We start from the raw sequence: 15,032 nt of genomic DNA on the forward strand, positions 1-15,032 counted from the left end.
CGCGGGACAACAGATGTTCGACACATCGCGCGCTCCCCGCACCCGGCCCGACCCGGACCGCGTGGCACCCCCCGCCCCCACCCGCGCGTGCGCGTCCGGCGCCTCCCCTGTCCCACGGGTGCGGCGCCGCAGCGGTCACCCTAGAGCGCGATCCGCCCGGCAGGGGGGCCGTACCGCGATGCCCGGCCAGCGGCGCTCGCGGTCGGGGCACACAGCCTGGCCGGGTACCCTGCTCCCCCCACCGCGCCGGCCGTCGTATTGCCGAAGCGTGACCGGACACTGGCGTACAGGTGGCGTCGGCCAGGCCCTACACTCACTTGGTAGCCGCAAGCAACGGAATGTGAGTGATGATCGGCACAGAGAGCCGCAGAGGCCATGAGGGCGCCGTACGGACGGACGACGCGCGGACGGACGACACGCCGTCCGCCGGGGCGACGTACACCGCGGCCGTGACCACGACCGTGCTCGCGGAGGCCATGAGCGCCGAGGCCGCCGCGATCGCGGAGACCGTGAGCGCCGAGGCCGCCGCGTCGGGCCTGGGCGCCGAGATGGTCCGCCTCATGCGGCTCTTCGCCGCCTGGACCCAGCGCGCCGGATTCGAGTGCGGGGCCGCCGACCGTGTGCTGCTCGCCCGGCTGGTGACCTGCGGCCGGCGCCGCGCGACCGATCTGGCGGGGGACGTCTTCCTCGACCTGTCGACGGTCAGCCGGCAGGTGCGCTCGCTGGTGGACCGGGGACTGGTGGAACGCCACCCGGACCCGGAGGACCGGCGCGGCTCGCTGCTCAGCGCGACCGAGGCCGGTCGCACCGCGTACCGGAGCGCCGTACGCCGCCGCGAGGCGGAACTGACCCGGCTCCTCGAACCGTGGCCGGCCGAGGACCGCGCCCTTCTCACCCGTCTGCTGAAGCGCCTCAACGACGACCTGGTGGACAGCACGTACACGAGCCTCGGAACCGGGCAGCACCCGGTGGGCGAGGCGAGGCAAGGAGATCTGCACGCATGACCATGTCCGCGTCCCCGGCCCGCGGGGGAACATCAGCGATATCCGCGCCGCCACCACCGGCCGGCCGGCTGACGCACCGCCAGATCATGACGATCCTCAGCGGTCTCATGCTGGGCATGTTCCTCGCCGCCCTCGACCAGACCATCGTCAGCACCTCGATCCGCACCATCGCGGACGATCTGCACGGACTCAGCGCGCAGGCGTGGGTCACCACCGCCTACCTGATCACGTCGACCATCAGCACCCCGCTGTACGGCAAGCTCTCCGACCTCTACGGCCGCAAACCGTTCTTCCTCGCGGCCATCACGATCTTCATCGTCGGCTCGGCGGCCTGTTCCTTCGCCACCTCGATGAACGAGCTGTCGGCCTTCCGTGCCTTCCAGGGCATCGGCGCCGGCGGTCTGATGTCGCTGGCGCTCGCGATCATCGGTGACATCGTGCCGCCCCGCGAGCGCGCCCGCTACCAGGGCTACATGCTCGCCATGTTCGGCTCCTCCAGCGTCCTCGGCCCGCTGATCGGCGGCTTCCTGGCCGGTCGCAGCAGCATCCTGGCCATCGCGGGCTGGCGCTGGGTGTTCCTTGTCAACGTCCCGGTCGGCATCATCGCGCTCTTCGTCGTCGCCAAGGTGCTGAACCTCCCGCACACCCGGCGCGAGCACCGCATCGACTGGTGGGGCGCGCTCACCATCGCCATCGGCGTGGTGCCGCTGCTGCTGGTGGCCGAGCAGGGCCAGACCTGGGGCTGGACCTCCACCAAGTCGTACGTCTGCTACGCCGTCGGCGTGGTCGGCCTGATCGCCTGGGTCTTCGTGGAGCGGGCCATGGGCGACGAGGCGCTGATCCCGATGCGCCTGTTCCGCAGCTCCGTGTTCAGCAAGATGAGCCTGCTGTCCGTGCTCATCGGCATGGGCATGTTCGGCGGGATGATGATGGTCCCGCTGTACCTCCAGATCGTGAAGGGCGTCAGCCCCACCAAGTCCGGCCTGCTGATGCTGCCGCTGATGGTGGGCATGATCGCCGGAACCATGGTGGTCGGCCGCATCATCTCCAAGACCGGCAAGTACAAGATCTTCCCGATCATCGGCACGGTCCTGCTGGTCGCCGCCATGCTGCTGTTCCACTACCGGGTCCAGTGGGACAGCCCGCTGCCGGAGACCATGGCCTACATGGCGCTGTTCGGCCTCGGCCTCAGTGGCTGCATGCAGATCCTGACCCTGGCCGTGCAGAACTCCGTCGAGCCCAAGGACATGGGCGTCGCCACCGCGTCGGCCACCTTCTTCCGGCAGATGGGCGGCACCGCCGGTACGGCGATCTTCCTGTCCGTGCTGTTCAGCACCGTCGGCGACAAGATCAGCTCCGCGTTCCGGTCGGCCGCCCAGACGCCCGCGTTCCAGGCCGCCCTGCACGATCCGGCCGTGCGCGCCAACCCGGCGAACGCCCCCGTGCTGGACATGCTCAAGCACCCCGCGGCGAGCGGCGGCGGCTCGGGGGTGCTGGACGACTCCTCCTTCATCCAGCAGCTCGACCCGCGGCTGGCCCAGCCCTTCAAGGAGGGCTTCACCGACGCGATGCACGTGGTGTTCCTGTGCGCCGCGGCCATCATGGTGCTCGGCTTCCTGGTCGCGGTGTGGACCAAGGAGGTGCCGCTGCGCAAGGTCTCCGGCCTGGAGGCACGCGCCGCCGAGGCGAACGGCACGCAGGCCGAGGCCGCCGATGTGAAGGACGCCCAGGTGAACGCCGTGGCGGCCGACAGCGGCCAGGCGCCCGCCGTCCCGCTCGTCGAGGACGCCCCGGTGGCCGTCGGATCCGGGCCCGCCACGGGTCAGCTCGTCCGCGGCCGGGTCCTCGACGGCGCGGACGCCCCGGTCGCGCAGGCGGCGGTCACCCTGATCGACGTCCGCGGCCGGCAGCTCGACCGCGCGGTCAGCGCCGTGGACGGCACCTATGCGGTGTCGGTGCCCGGCGCCGGTACCTATGTGCTGATCGGCGCCGCCGGTGCCCGTCAGCCGCAGGCCGTCACCGTGCTGGTCGGTGACGAGCCGGTGGTCTGCGACCTCGTCCTCGGCGGCAGCGGCGCCGCGCTCGCCGGATCCGTCCGGGACGCGGTCCAGGGCAACCCGCTGCCGGGCGCCCTGCTGGTCGCGACCGATCTGCGCGGTGAGGTCGTGACCTCCGCGACCTCCGCCGCCGACGGTGGCTTCTCGCTGGCGGACCTCGTCCCGGGCAGCTACACCCTCGCCGTGAACGCGCCGGGCTACCGTCCGGCCGCCGTCCCCGTCGAGGTCACCCCGGGCGCGGCCGAGCCCTGCGAGATCCGTCTCGAAGCCGGTGCCCAGCTGCACGGCGTCATCAGCGCCGCCATCGGCGGGCCGCTCGGCGACGCCAAGGTGACGCTGCTGGACGCGGCCGGCAATGTGCTCGGCACCGCGACCACCGGCGCCGACGGCGCCTACGGGTTCACCGACCTCGACCTCGGTGAGTACACCGTCATCGCCAGCGGGTACGCCCCGGTCGCCTCCTCCGTCCGGGTGGACGCCGGTGGCACCACGGACTTCGACCTTGAACTGTCCCACGAGGACAGCGCCAAGTAGCGAGTGCGGAGCGCCCCCGGGGGCGCTCGATCAGGGCCCGCGATCCACCGGATCGCGGGCCCTGACGTCATGTGCGGGCCCCCGTAGGGGTCGCGCCCGGGTCCCTCGGAAGAGGCCGTCGACCGATCAGTCCGCGTCGTCCGGCGGCAGACTCGGTACATCGGCGCGGAAGAGGCTGATCAGCAGCCCGTACGGTGCCCCGTGCGCCGGGTCCGCCGGATGCGGGCCCTCGGCCAGCGCGCGCACCCGCTCCTCCAGCGCGTGTGCCTCGGCGTCGCTGAGCCAGAGATGACGCAGCACCGTGTCCGACGCCTGTCCCGGCGCGCTCGGCACCATCTCGTCGAGCGCGGCCCTGATCAGGAACTCGGCCCCGCCGGTACCCTCCGGATCCATCGTGAAGGTGCGGCTGACCAGCGCGAAGTACTGCTCGGTGCCGCCGCGCACCTGACGGGTCTCGGTGAGCCGCACCAGCCCGGCCGTACGCAGCACCCGTACGTGGTAGCCGATGGTGCCCTTGCTCATCCCCAGCGCGTCGGCGAGCTGCCGCAGCGTCGCGGGGCGCTGGCGCAGCAGGTTGACCATGCGATGCCGTATCGGGTGCCCGAGGGCTTTGAACTGCGCGGCCGAGTGCAGCACCAGATGGCCCTGCTCGTCGTGGGTGGTCTCGGGGGCGTCGTCGGGTGGCTGTTGCGCTGCCATGAGGGGAAGTGTCTATGAAACTAAATGCTTTTGACAACTTCGCCGCGGGGCCGCAGAATCCTGCGTCAGGAAGTGGCGAGAAAAGTCGCCACTTAACCGGGACGGTCGTTCATCACGCCAAGGAGTTCCATGCCCCTCTCCACAGCCCAGGTCGCCACCGCGCGCTCCGCCCGCTACATCAAGCAACTCGTCTCGCACATGGGCCACAAGGCCACCGCCACCCTCACCCCCGACGGCCGCGGCACCATCACGGTGACCGCCGGCACCTGCACCCTCACGCCCACCCCGGACCGGCTTGAGCTGACCGCCAGCGCGCCCGACGCGGAGCGACTGGCCCGGGTCGAGGACGTGATGGCCCGCCATCTGGTGCGCTTCGCCCCCCAGGAGCGGCTCACGGTCGAGTGGACGGCCCCGCTGTGCGGCGGCGACCTGGACCCCACCCATCCCCTCGTCGGCGAGTACCTGCTCGACCATCACACCCCGGCCGACGACGTCCTCGGGGAACTGGCCGCCGCCACCCGCGAGGCCGCGGCCGACGCCGCGCACATGCAGGTCTCCGCCGACGAGGGCGCCCTGCTCACCCTGCTGACCCGGCTGACGGATGCCCGTCTGGCGGTCGAGGTCGGCGTCTTCACCGGCTACTCGTCTCTGTGCATCGCTCGCGGCCTGGCCGCCGGGGGACGGCTGCTGGCCTGCGACGTCAGTGAGGAGTGGGCGGCCGTCGGGCGGCCGTACTGGGAACGCGCGGGTGTCGCCGACCGGATCGATCTGCGTATCGCCCCGGCGCTTCAGACGCTGCGCGCGCTGGCTCCCGAACCGGCCGTCGACATCGCCTTCATCGACGCGGACAAGGAGAACTACCCGTTCTACTACGAGGAGTTGGTGTCCCGACTGCGTCCCGGCGGCCTGGTGGTGCTGGACAACGTGTTCCTCGGCGGGCGGGTCCTCGACCCGGCGTACCAGGAGGAACGGTATGTGACGATGCGGCGGCTCAACGACCTGATCGCGGCGGACGAGCGGGTGGACGCGGTGATGCTGCCGGTGCGGGACGGGGTGACGGTCGCGCGGCGGCGTTGAGTCGGTGCGGTCGGATGCCGCGGTCACCAATTGGTGTGGGCGGTGATCCAGTCGGCCAGGGCCTGATCGTCGGTGGTGGCTCGTCCGCCCGTAAGGGTGCCTTCGACGGCGGGCGGCAGGCCCGGGGCGCAGGAGAGAGGGGTGGCGGAGAGCCGGAGGTGGGTGAGGTGGCCGTAGGGGCCCTCGTCGGCGGACGGGCCGAGGATCAGGGCGTGGGTGGGGGTGCGCCAGACACGGTGCGTCAGGGCCGGACCGTGGGCCGTGGTGTGCGCGGAGACCAGGGCCCGTTCCGGGGCCGCGCCGAGCACCTCGGTGACCGCCCCCGCGGCCTGGGCGAGGACGGCCTCGCAGTCCTGATCGGTGGCGGGCCGTATGCCGCGCCAGCCGGGCAGCCGCTCCCACCCCTCCATGTACCCGTTCAGCCAGGTGCCGTTGACCATTCCCTCGTCGTCCGGGTCCACGGGGTACATCTCCCCGAAGACGAGGAAGGCGCGCGCGGTCAGCTCACCGAACGGGCTGAAGACATCGCTGCACAGCACATGCCCGTGCCCGGTGCGGAACGACTCGCACACCAGGTCCTCCCGCTGCCAGCCGCGCCGCCGTAGCTCCGCCTCGACGGAGTCGTCGTCCTCGTCGTCCTTGTCGACGGGGGACACGTACGGCAGGGCGACCAGTTCGGCGACGGCCTCCGCGGTCAACGGCCGTTGGGTGAGGGCGTGGACGGGTATCGGCATGGCGATCACCCTAAGGCTCTGGGCAGTTGCAGTCGTGACCGATGGGGGGCGTCCGGGAGGGGCCGCCCGGGGTGCGCGCGGACGACGGCTCAGTGTGCCTCTTGACTTGGAGAGCACTCCAATTCGTAGCGTTCGGGCATGAGTACCGCACAGCACAAGATCGGATCCGGATTCGGCGCCACCAGCACCGCCGACGAGGTTCTGCGGGGCATCGACCTCAGCGGGGGACTGGCCCTGGTCACCGGGGGATACTCGGGGATCGGGCTGGAGACCACGCGCGCGCTGGTCAAGGCCGGCGCCCGGGTCGTCGTACCGGCGCGTCGTCCGCGGACTGCGGAGCAGGCGCTGGCCGGGCTGCCCGGTGTCGAGGTGGACGAGCTGGATCTCGGGGACCTGGAGAGCGTGCGCCGGTTCGCCGAACGGTTCCTCGCCTCCGGGCGGGGCCTGGACATCGTGATCGACAGCGCCGGGATCATGGCCTGCCCCGAGACGCGGGTGGGCGACGGCTGGGAGGCGCAGTTCGCCACCAACCACCTCGGCCACTTCGCCCTCGTCAACCGGCTGTGGCCCGCGATCGCGCCGGGCGGCGCCCGGGTCGTCTCCGTGTCCTCGCTCGGCCACCACACCGCCGGCATCCGCTGGGACGACATCCACTGGCGGCAGGGCTACGACAAGTGGGAGGCGTACGGGCAGGCCAAGACCGCCAATGTCCTGTTCGCCGTCCAGCTCGACAAGCTCGGCCGCGACGCCGGGGTCCGCGCCTTCGCGCTGCACCCCGGGGGCATCCTCACGCCGCTCCAACGGCACCTGGCCCAGGAGGAGATGATCGAGCGCGGCTGGATCGACGAGCACGGCAACCTGCTGCACCCCGAGGTGTTCAAGACCCCGCAGCAGGGCGCGGCCACCCAGGTCTGGGCGGCGACCTCCCCGCAGCTCGACGGTCTCGGCGGCCTCTACCTGGAGGACTGCGACATCGCCGAGCCCGCCCCGGACACCGGCGACCGCGAGGGTGTCAAGGACTGGGCGATCGACCCGGAGCAGGCGGCCCGGCTGTGGACGCTGTCGGCCGAGCTGACCGGGGTGGACGCGTTCGCGTCCTGACCGGCTCGCGCGATCGGACGGGTGCGGCGCCCCCCCGCCGTCACCCGTCCGGCGCACCGGACTGCGCCGGGGGCCTTCCGTGGCCCGGGATTCCCTACGATGGCGCACCATACTGGCCTGAACGGGGCATAACGCGCGCCTGGCTCGCGGAGGTCCCAGGATGCGCGAGGACGTCGAGAACGACGACGGGTCCGTCGAGGAATCCGAGCCGTACGACGAGGATGAGTACGAGTACGAGGAACGGTACGCGTACGAGGCGGACCCCGTTGCCTTCCTCCTGGACGGCGGGCCCGTGTCTCGCTCCAGGCCGAGGTCCTGGACCTGCTGAAGCCGAACGTGGGTGCCGATGTCGCCCTCGGGCGGGTGCACCTGGGGATCTCGGGGGAGGAGCTGGCGCGCGGCGTCGGCTCGGTGGTGCGGGACGTCGGCCGAGGCGCCGGGTCCGCCGTGCGGGACGTCGGCGAGGGCGCGGAGGGAGCCGTCGAGGGCGTGGGTGGGATGGTGCGGGAGACCCGTCGGGCGGCGGGGCGCACCGTGAAGAAGGCGGGAGACGCCGCGGGCGAGGCGGTCGATGGGGCGGCGGGGTCGGCCGACGCCCGGGGAGAGGCCGTCGGCGTCGAGGGGAAGGCGGCCGAGCGCAGCGCCGCTCGGCGAACGGCGCGGTCGGCCAAGAGGGCCGTCGGCACAAGCGGGGAGACCGAACGCGGGCGGACCGTCAGGACGCGACGTTCCCGCGAGAAGGACGACAAGGGCGGGGACGACGGTGAGCGGCGTCGAGGAGACGACCGTGGTGGCGAGGACGAGCGGCCGGACCGTCCGGCACGGCGCCGTGCCCGCAAGGCGCGGGACGAGCCGCCGTGAACGGAGGCCCGCCGGGGATCCGGTGGATCCCCGGAACCGGACATCTCGTTCGAGGTGACGGTCAGCGGTGACCGCCTTCGCTTCGCGCGGCGGCCCCGCACCGCTGGCGGCTTCCCCGGGTTGCCCCCGGCCGGGGATACCGCGACGTCTCCGTCGCCTACCGCCTCGCGACCCGTCTTCTCTCGGCTACCACCGGTACCAACGCCCCCGGCGGCCACCGCTACCGGAGGGCCGGACGAGGAAGCCCAGCAGCCACAGCACGAGCACGATCACCGCGATCCACCACAGCGCGTTCAGCGCGAAGCCCGCGCCGAAGAGGATCAGGGCCAGCAGAAGAACCAGAATCAGGGGAACCATCGTTATCAACCTCCTGGCCACCGAATGCCCTTGCTTCGTTTCCGCAAGCACACAAAAGACCGGTTACTTCCACGGAACGAAGGGAAAGGGCACACGTTCGGATGGTTTGCTCTGCTGGGTGGGGCGATCCGGTTCCCGGTACCGTCCGGGCAGGGTGACCCCTCACTGGCGGACCCCCCCCGCGAGGCCCACGGTGACGGCCTGCTCGACGGGTCCGGGTCACCGACGTACCGCTGCGGAGCGGCGGCCATCCGCTCGTGCCTGGCGAGGCGCCGGGCCAGGACTGCCGCCCCGGCGCCGTGCTGGATCGTCGGCTCGCAAAGTATCGGCGAGGCGGGGGAGTTGTGCACCGTGCTGAGTACCCCGTGCCGACCTGCCACGCTCGCCCGCGCGCCGTCGCGTTCTCGCGCGCCGCGGCCGCCACGACCGAGCCGGTGACCGGCACCGTCCAGCCGGTGATGAACACCCTGCGTACACGTTGAAGATGCATACCGGTAGGGGGTGTGCGTGCGGTCGTGAAAAGGTGAAGGCCCCTCCATCCCCTGGGGGTTGGAGGGGCCTTCGTCCGGGAGTTGCGGCGCTCTGTCGGGGCGGATCCTCAGATCTGGCCGACGAGTTCGTAGCCCGCCTCGTCCACGGCGGCGCGGACGGCTTCCTGGTCGAGCGGGGCGGCGGAGGTCACCGTGACCTCGCCGGTGTCGGCGACGGCCGTGACCGCGGTGACGCCGTCCAGGGCGGAGACCTCCTCGGAGATGGCGGACTCGCAGTGGCCGCAGGTCATGCCGGAGACCTTGTACACGGTGGTGACGGCGCCGCCGTGGACCTGTACGTCGGTCGCCGCGCCGGTGCCGCAGGAGCCGCAGCAGGAGCCGGAGTTCGTCTGTTCGGTCATGGCCTCTTCCTCGGGTGTGAGCATGGGTCGATCCGCGGAAGGGCGGTCGCCCGGCCTTCCGACCCCACGAACGATATACCCCCCAGGGGTACTCAGTCATCTGATCGTCATCTCGGAGGGTCGGCTGGACGTCGTACCCCTAGGGGGTATAGTGACGTGTCTGGGGCCTGTGGCGGACGGGACGCGGTCCCGCATCGCGTGGTCTCGGGCATGGCCTCGGAGATGGGGAGGGCGGCAGGTGACGTACCGGCGGACCGGTTCCCGCGGCGGCGCGGCGCGCCGGTCGTGGGCCGCCGTCCTGGCCCTGCTCGCCGCCTTCGCCGTCCTGGTCCACCACGACCTGGGCGCGGCCCCCGCCGCACCCGCGACCGCCATGACCGCGATGCCCGGCACGGATCACATCGCGCACCGCATGGCCGGGCAGGACATGGCCGCCGAGGCCCTGACCTCGGCCATGGACCATGACACCGGCGGCGCCTGCTCGGGCGTCGGCATGCAGCACTGCACCTCAGGGGCCGTCGGCTCACCGCAGTGGCTCGATCCGCCGACCGTGCCGATACACACCGTCCAGGCCGCCCCGCCGCGGAGCGTCCTCGCCGGGCGCGGCCTGCCGGGCAATCCGCACCGCGCGCCGCCTGACCTCTCCCTCCTCTCCCGATTGCTGATCTAGGCCGCCCCCGCGCGGCCCGTTCCCCCGTACCCCGTGGGGGCGATGCCGCATGCGCGCAGGTCAACGGCATCCCGAGAAGAGGCATCACAGATGAACAGCATCAACCGTCGGTCCGCCCTGCTGGCCGGTCTCGCCGTCGCCGGGACGGGAGCGCTCGCCGCGTGCGGCGGCTCCGGGTCCGCGCCGGCCCTGGTGAGCCCCGACAGCAAGGTGGTCGCGACCACCGAGAGGAAGCGCAAGGGCACCGGCAAGGTGCGCGAGGTGACCCTGACCGCCGCGCCCGCCGTGCTCGACCTCGGCGGCAAGGTGACGGCGAAGAGCTGGGCCTACGGCGGCCGCACCCCCGGCAAGGAGATCCGGCTCTCGGCCGGTGACACCCTAGCCGCCGAACTCTCCAACCAGCTCCCGGACCGGACCACGACCTCCGTCCACTGGCACGGCATCGCCCTGCGCGCCGACATGGACGGCGTGCCCCCGGCCACCCAGAACGCGGTGCGCGCCGGCCGCAACTTCACCTACCGCTTCCTCGCCGACACCCCCGGCACCTACTTCTTCCATCCCCACGTCGGCGTCCAGCTGGACCGGGGACTGCACGCCCCGCTGATCGTGGAGGACCCGAGGGAACCGCTGTCGTACGACGACGAGTGGGTGGTCGTCCTGGACGACTGGGTCGACGGTGTCACCGGGACCCCTGACCAGGTCCTCGCCGAACTGCGCCATGGCATGGGCGACATGGACATGGACATGGGCGGCTCGGGGCACGGTGGTTCGGGCCACGGCGGCTCCTCCGGCCATGACATGGGGGACATGGGCGGGATGGACATGGGTGATATGGACGGCATGGACATGAGCGGCGGCGCTGCGGGCAAGGGGGGCGGCAAGGCGTCGTCCGGCTCGATGAAGTTCATGCTCATGGGCGCGCGCAGCGGTCTGCTCGGCGGCGACGCCGGTGACGTCAAATACCCGTACCACCTGGTCAACGGCCGGGTGCCGACCGACCCCGACGTCTACACCGGCAAGCCAGGCAAGCGGGTGCGGCTGCGCCTTGTCAACGCCGGCGGCGACACGGCGTACCGCGTCGCGCTCGGCGGCCACAAGCTGACCATCACCCACACGGACGGCTTCCCCGTCGCCCATCAGCAGGTGGACGCGCTGCTGGTGGGCATGGGGGAGCGGTACGACGTCCTTGTCACGCTCGCCGACGGGGTCTTCCCGCTGGTCGCCCTCGCGGAGGGCAAGGACGCGAGCGGCCTGGCGCTGGTGCGCACCGGTTCCGGCGCCGCGCCGAAGGCGACCGTCCGCCCGAAGGAGCTGGACGGCATGATCATGAACGCCGCCGGGCTGACGGCCGCCGACGACGTACGCCTGGACACGCGGAAGACCGACCGCGTCCACCGGATCGAACTCACCGGCGGCATGGCCGCGTACGACTGGGGCATCAACGGCAGGCGGTACGACATGAGGCACCCCACCGCCGACCCCGTCCTGGTCGAGCAGGGCCAGCGGGTCCGGCTGGACTTCGTCAACAAGACCGGCATGTGGCACCCGATGCACCTGCACGGACACACGTACCAGCTCGGTACGGGCGGCCCGCGCAAGGACACCACCATCGTGCTGCCCGGACGCACGGTGTCCGTGTACTTCGACGCCGACAACCCCGGCCAGTGGATGCTGCACTGCCACAACGCCTACCACGGCGAGGCCGGGATGATGGCGCTGCTGGCGTACCAGGCGTGAGAGCACGAGGGGGTGGTGCGGGCCGCCCGGCCCGTACCACCCCCTCCCGCGCGTCAGACGTTGCGCCGGTACTGGCCGCCCACCTCGAAGAACGCCTCCGTGATCTGCTGCAGGGTGCACACCCGCGCGGCGTCCATGAGCACGGAGAACACATTGTCGCCCGCGACCGCCGCCGCCTTCAGGGCGTTCAGCGCGGCGTGCGCGTCCTGCTGGTGCCGGGCCTGGAAGTCATGCACCCGCTCCAGCTGGGAACGCTTCTCCCGCTCCGTGGCGCGGGCCAGTTCGATGGCGCCCGGCTCGGCGCCCTCCGCGTGCGGGTTGCGGAAGGTGTTGACGCCGATGATCGGCAGCGAACCGTCATGCTTGCGCTGCTCGTAGAGCATCGACTCGTCCTGGATACGGCCGCGCTGGTAGCCGGTCTCCATCGCGCCGAGCACGCCGCCGCGCTCGCTGATCCGCTCGAACTCCAGCAGCACCGCCTCCTCGACCAGGTCGGTCAGCTCGTCGATGATGAACGACCCCTGGAGCGGGTTCTCGTTCATCGCGAGGCCCCACTCCCGGTTGATGATCAGCTGGATGGCCAGCGCCCGGCGAACGGACTCCTCGGTCGGGGTGGTGACCGCCTCGTCGTAGGCGTTGGTGTGCAGGCTGTTGCAGTTGTCGTAGATGGCGATGAGCGCCTGGAGCGTGGTGCGGATGTCGTTGAAGTCCATCTCCTGGGCGTGCAGGGAGCGGCCCGAGGTCTGGACGTGGTACTTGAGCTTCTGGGAACGCTCGTTGGCGCCGTACTTCCGCTTCATCGCGACCGCCCAGATCCGGCGGGCGACCCGGCCGAGCACCGAGTACTCGGGGTCCATGCCGTTGGAGAAGAAGAACGACAGGTTCGGCGCGAAGTCGTCCACGTCCATGCCGCGCGCCAGGTACGCCTCCACATAGGTGAAGCCGTTGGCCAGGGTGAACGCCAGCTGGCTGATCGGGTTCGCGCCCGCCTCGGCGATGTGGTAGCCGGAGATCGACACCGAGTAGAAGTTGCGGACCTTGTGCGCGATGAACCACTCCTGGATGTCGGCCATCATCCGCAGCGAGAACTCGGTCGAGAACAGACAGGTGTTCTGGCCCTGGTCCTCCTTGAGGATGTCGGCCTGCACCGTGCCCCGCACGCTCGCCAGCGCGTGGGCGCGCAGCTGCTCCGCCTCCTCGGCCGAGGGTTCGCGGCCCTCGGCGGCGCGGAACCGCTCGATCTGCTGGTCGATCGCGGTGTTGAGGAAGAACGCCAGCACGGTGGGCGCCGGGCCGTTGATCGTCATCGAGACCGAGGTCGTCGGCGCGATCAGGTCGAAGCCGTCGTACAGCGCCTTCATGTCCTCCAGGTTCGCGACCGAGACGCCGGAGGTGCCGACCTTGCCGTAGACGTCGGGGCGCTCGCCCGGGTCGCGGCCGTAGAGGGTCACCGAGTCGAAGGCGGTGGACAGCCGGGTGGCGGGCTGGCCCTCCGAGAGCAGCTTGAAGCGCCGGTTGGTGCGGAACGGGTCGCCCTCACCGGCGAACATCCGCGCCGGGTCCTCGCCGTCGCGCTTGAAGGGGAACACGCCCGCGGTGAACGGGAAGTAGCCGGGCAGGTTCTCCCGCCGCCAGAACCGCACCAGCTCGCCGTGGTCGGTGAACCGGGGCAGCGCCACCCGGGGGACCTTGTTGCCCGACAGCGACTCACGGGTCAGCTTGGTGCGGATCTCCCGGTCGCGGATCCTCACGACCTGCTCGTCACCGGAGTACGACGCCACGACGGCGGGCCAGTTCTCGATCTGCTCGCCGACCTCGTGCGGGAGCCGCCTGCGGGCGTCGGCGAGCAGCGCGTCCACGTTGTCCGCGTCCGAACCGGCCGCCGCCAGCTCGCCCTTGACCAGGTCGAGGCGCTGGACGCGCCGGGCCGCCTCGGCGAGCACCTCGGTCTCGGCGTGGTACGCGCGGACCGACTCGGTGATCTCCGCGAGGTAGCGCACCCGGTCGGCGGGCACCACCTGGCGGATCCCGGAGGAGTGGCGCACATCGACGGGCGCGAGGGTGCCCTCCTGAAGGTGCAGCCCCTTCTCGTCCAGGCACGACTTCAGATGCTGGAAGAGCGCGGTGACCCCGTCGTCGTGGAAGGTCGCGGCCGAGGTGCCGTACACCGGCATGTCCTCGGGCCTCTTGTCGAACGCCTCGCGGTTGCGCACCAGTTGGCGGCTCACGTCGCGCAGCGCGTCCTTGGCGCCGCGCCGCTCGAACTTGTTGACCGCGACCACGTCGGCGAAGTCGAGCATGTCGATCTTCTCCAGCTGGGACGCGGCGCCGAACTCCGGCGTCATCACGTACAGCGAGGTGTCGACGAACGGCACGATCGCCGCGTCGCCCTGGCCGATGCCCGGGGTCTCCACGATCACCAGGTCGTACCCGGCGGCCTTGACCACGTCGATCACATCGGTGAGGTGCTCGGGCAGCTCATGGCTGCCGCGGGTGGCCAGGCTGCGGAAGAACACCCGGTTGCCGTCGAGGGAGTTCATCCGGATCCGGTCGCCGAGCAGGGCGCCGCCGCCGCGCCGCCGGGTCGGGTCGACCGCGATCACCGCGATGCGCAGCTTGTCCTGCTGGTCCACGCGGAAGCGGCGCACCAGCTCGTCGGTCAGCGAGGACTTGCCGGAGCCGCCGGTGCCGGTGATGCCGAGCACCGGCACCACCCGGCCGGCCGCCGCGGCCCGCAGCCGGGCGAGGAACTCCGGTGACAGCTTGCCGAGTTCGGCGCCCGTGATGGACCGGGCAGTGGCGAACCGGTCGCCCGCGAGCACGGCGTCCACGTCGGCGGGCTTGCCCTCCCACAGGTCGAAGTCGCAGTCCCGTACGACGGAGTTGATCATCCCGGCGAGGCCCATCCGCTGGCCGTCCTCGGGCGAGAAGATGGTCACCCCGTGCGCCCGCAGCCGGGTGATCTCCTCCGGCACGATGACGCCGCCCCCGCCGCCGACCACCCGGATGTGCTCCGCGCCCCGCTCGCGCAGCGACTCGACCAGGTACTCGAAGTACTCGACATGGCCGCCCTGGTAGGAGGAGACGGCCACGCCGTGCGCGTCCTCCTCCAGCGCCGCGTTCACGACCTCCTGGACCGACCGGTTGTGCCCGAGGTGGATCACTTCGGCGCCCTGGGACTGGAAGATGCGCCGCATGATGTTGATCGACGCGTCGTGCCCGTCGAACAGAGCGGATGCGGTGACCAGGCGTACGGGGTGCACGGGGGAGTGCAGTTCGCTCATCGGGGGCCTTCCGGGACAGGTCGAG

The 15,032-nt window shown here is 71.4% G+C and carries 13 protein-coding genes; 8 read left to right on the plus strand and 5 right to left on the minus strand.

All coding sequences use genetic code 11. From position 1 onward, the window contains the following. Window positions 1-347 precede the first annotated feature (347 nt). Both ACLF5H_RS07415 and ACLF5H_RS07420 read left to right on the plus strand, forming a co-directional pair. Window positions 348-1,004, plus strand: coding sequence for a MarR family winged helix-turn-helix transcriptional regulator (locus ACLF5H_RS07415; protein ID WP_421675258.1), 657 nt, complete (start codon window positions 348-350; stop codon window positions 1,002-1,004). Next, window positions 1,001-3,595 carry an MFS transporter gene (locus ACLF5H_RS07420; RefSeq protein ID WP_421675259.1) on the plus strand — a complete coding sequence of 865 codons (2,595 nt, stop codon included), beginning with the start codon at window positions 1,001-1,003 and terminating at the stop codon, window positions 3,593-3,595. The genes ACLF5H_RS07415 and ACLF5H_RS07420 overlap by 4 nt, the downstream gene beginning before the upstream one ends. 126 nt (window positions 3,596-3,721) lie before the next feature. Here ACLF5H_RS07420 and ACLF5H_RS07425 read toward each other — a convergent pair whose 3' ends face one another. Then, on the minus strand, window positions 3,722-4,294 hold the full coding sequence (locus tag ACLF5H_RS07425; protein ID WP_421675260.1) for an ArsR/SmtB family transcription factor: 573 nt from the start codon (window positions 4,292-4,294) through the stop codon (window positions 3,722-3,724). Between the two features lie 129 nt (window positions 4,295-4,423). Between ACLF5H_RS07425 and ACLF5H_RS07430 the strand changes: the two genes are divergently transcribed. Then, window positions 4,424-5,371, plus strand: coding sequence for a DUF2218 domain-containing protein (locus tag ACLF5H_RS07430; RefSeq protein ID WP_421675261.1), 948 nt, complete (start codon window positions 4,424-4,426; stop codon window positions 5,369-5,371). A gap of 23 nt (window positions 5,372-5,394) precedes the next feature. Here ACLF5H_RS07430 and ACLF5H_RS07435 read toward each other — a convergent pair whose 3' ends face one another. Then, window positions 5,395-6,105, minus strand: a complete 711-nt coding sequence (locus tag ACLF5H_RS07435; RefSeq protein ID WP_421675262.1) for a hypothetical protein — start codon at window positions 6,103-6,105, stop codon at window positions 5,395-5,397. 138 nt (window positions 6,106-6,243) lie between these two features. Here ACLF5H_RS07435 and ACLF5H_RS07440 point away from each other — a divergent pair, with 138 nt between their 5' ends. The 3 genes from ACLF5H_RS07440 (at window position 6,244) to ACLF5H_RS07450 (ending at window position 8,067) form a co-directional block, all read left to right on the plus strand. Continuing rightward, the gene (locus ACLF5H_RS07440; protein ID WP_421675263.1) at window positions 6,244-7,206 is read left to right on the plus strand and encodes an SDR family NAD(P)-dependent oxidoreductase; all 963 of its coding nucleotides are present in this window, start codon (window positions 6,244-6,246) and stop codon (window positions 7,204-7,206) included. 160 nt (window positions 7,207-7,366) lie between these two features. Next, window positions 7,367-7,534 (plus strand): hypothetical protein, encoded by a 168-nt coding sequence (locus ACLF5H_RS07445; RefSeq protein WP_421675264.1) that lies wholly within the window; start codon window positions 7,367-7,369, stop codon window positions 7,532-7,534. Window positions 7,535-7,542: 8 nt separating this feature from the next. Further along, window positions 7,543-8,067 (plus strand): hypothetical protein, encoded by a 525-nt coding sequence (locus ACLF5H_RS07450; RefSeq protein WP_421675265.1) that lies wholly within the window; start codon window positions 7,543-7,545, stop codon window positions 8,065-8,067. A gap of 186 nt (window positions 8,068-8,253) precedes the next feature. Here ACLF5H_RS07450 and ACLF5H_RS07455 read toward each other — a convergent pair whose 3' ends face one another. Beyond that, window positions 8,254-8,424, minus strand: a complete 171-nt coding sequence (locus tag ACLF5H_RS07455) for a DUF5670 family protein (RefSeq protein WP_421675266.1) — start codon at window positions 8,422-8,424, stop codon at window positions 8,254-8,256. A 598-nt stretch (window positions 8,425-9,022) separates the two neighbouring features. Further along, complete coding sequence (locus ACLF5H_RS07460) at window positions 9,023-9,316, minus strand: heavy-metal-associated domain-containing protein (protein WP_421675267.1); 294 nt, start codon at window positions 9,314-9,316, stop codon at window positions 9,023-9,025. 238 nt (window positions 9,317-9,554) lie between these two features. Between ACLF5H_RS07460 and ACLF5H_RS07465 the strand changes: the two genes are divergently transcribed. Then, on the plus strand, window positions 9,555-9,986 hold the full coding sequence (locus ACLF5H_RS07465) for a DUF6153 family protein (protein WP_421675268.1): 432 nt from the start codon (window positions 9,555-9,557) through the stop codon (window positions 9,984-9,986). A 90-nt stretch (window positions 9,987-10,076) separates the two neighbouring features. Next, window positions 10,077-11,723 (plus strand): multicopper oxidase family protein, encoded by a 1,647-nt coding sequence (locus tag ACLF5H_RS07470; RefSeq protein ID WP_421675269.1) that lies wholly within the window; start codon window positions 10,077-10,079, stop codon window positions 11,721-11,723. A 53-nt stretch (window positions 11,724-11,776) separates the two neighbouring features. Here the strand turns inward: ACLF5H_RS07470 and icmF are convergent, their stop codons facing one another. Continuing rightward, complete coding sequence (gene icmF / locus ACLF5H_RS07475; protein ID WP_421675270.1) at window positions 11,777-15,007, minus strand: fused isobutyryl-CoA mutase/GTPase IcmF; 3,231 nt, start codon at window positions 15,005-15,007, stop codon at window positions 11,777-11,779. Window positions 15,008-15,032 lie beyond the last annotated feature (25 nt).

Origin of the sequence: Streptomyces sp. LaBMicrA B280, assembly GCF_049222185.1 — a bacterium.
Lineage (GTDB): Bacteria > Actinomycetota > Actinomycetes > Streptomycetales > Streptomycetaceae > Streptomyces > Streptomyces murinus.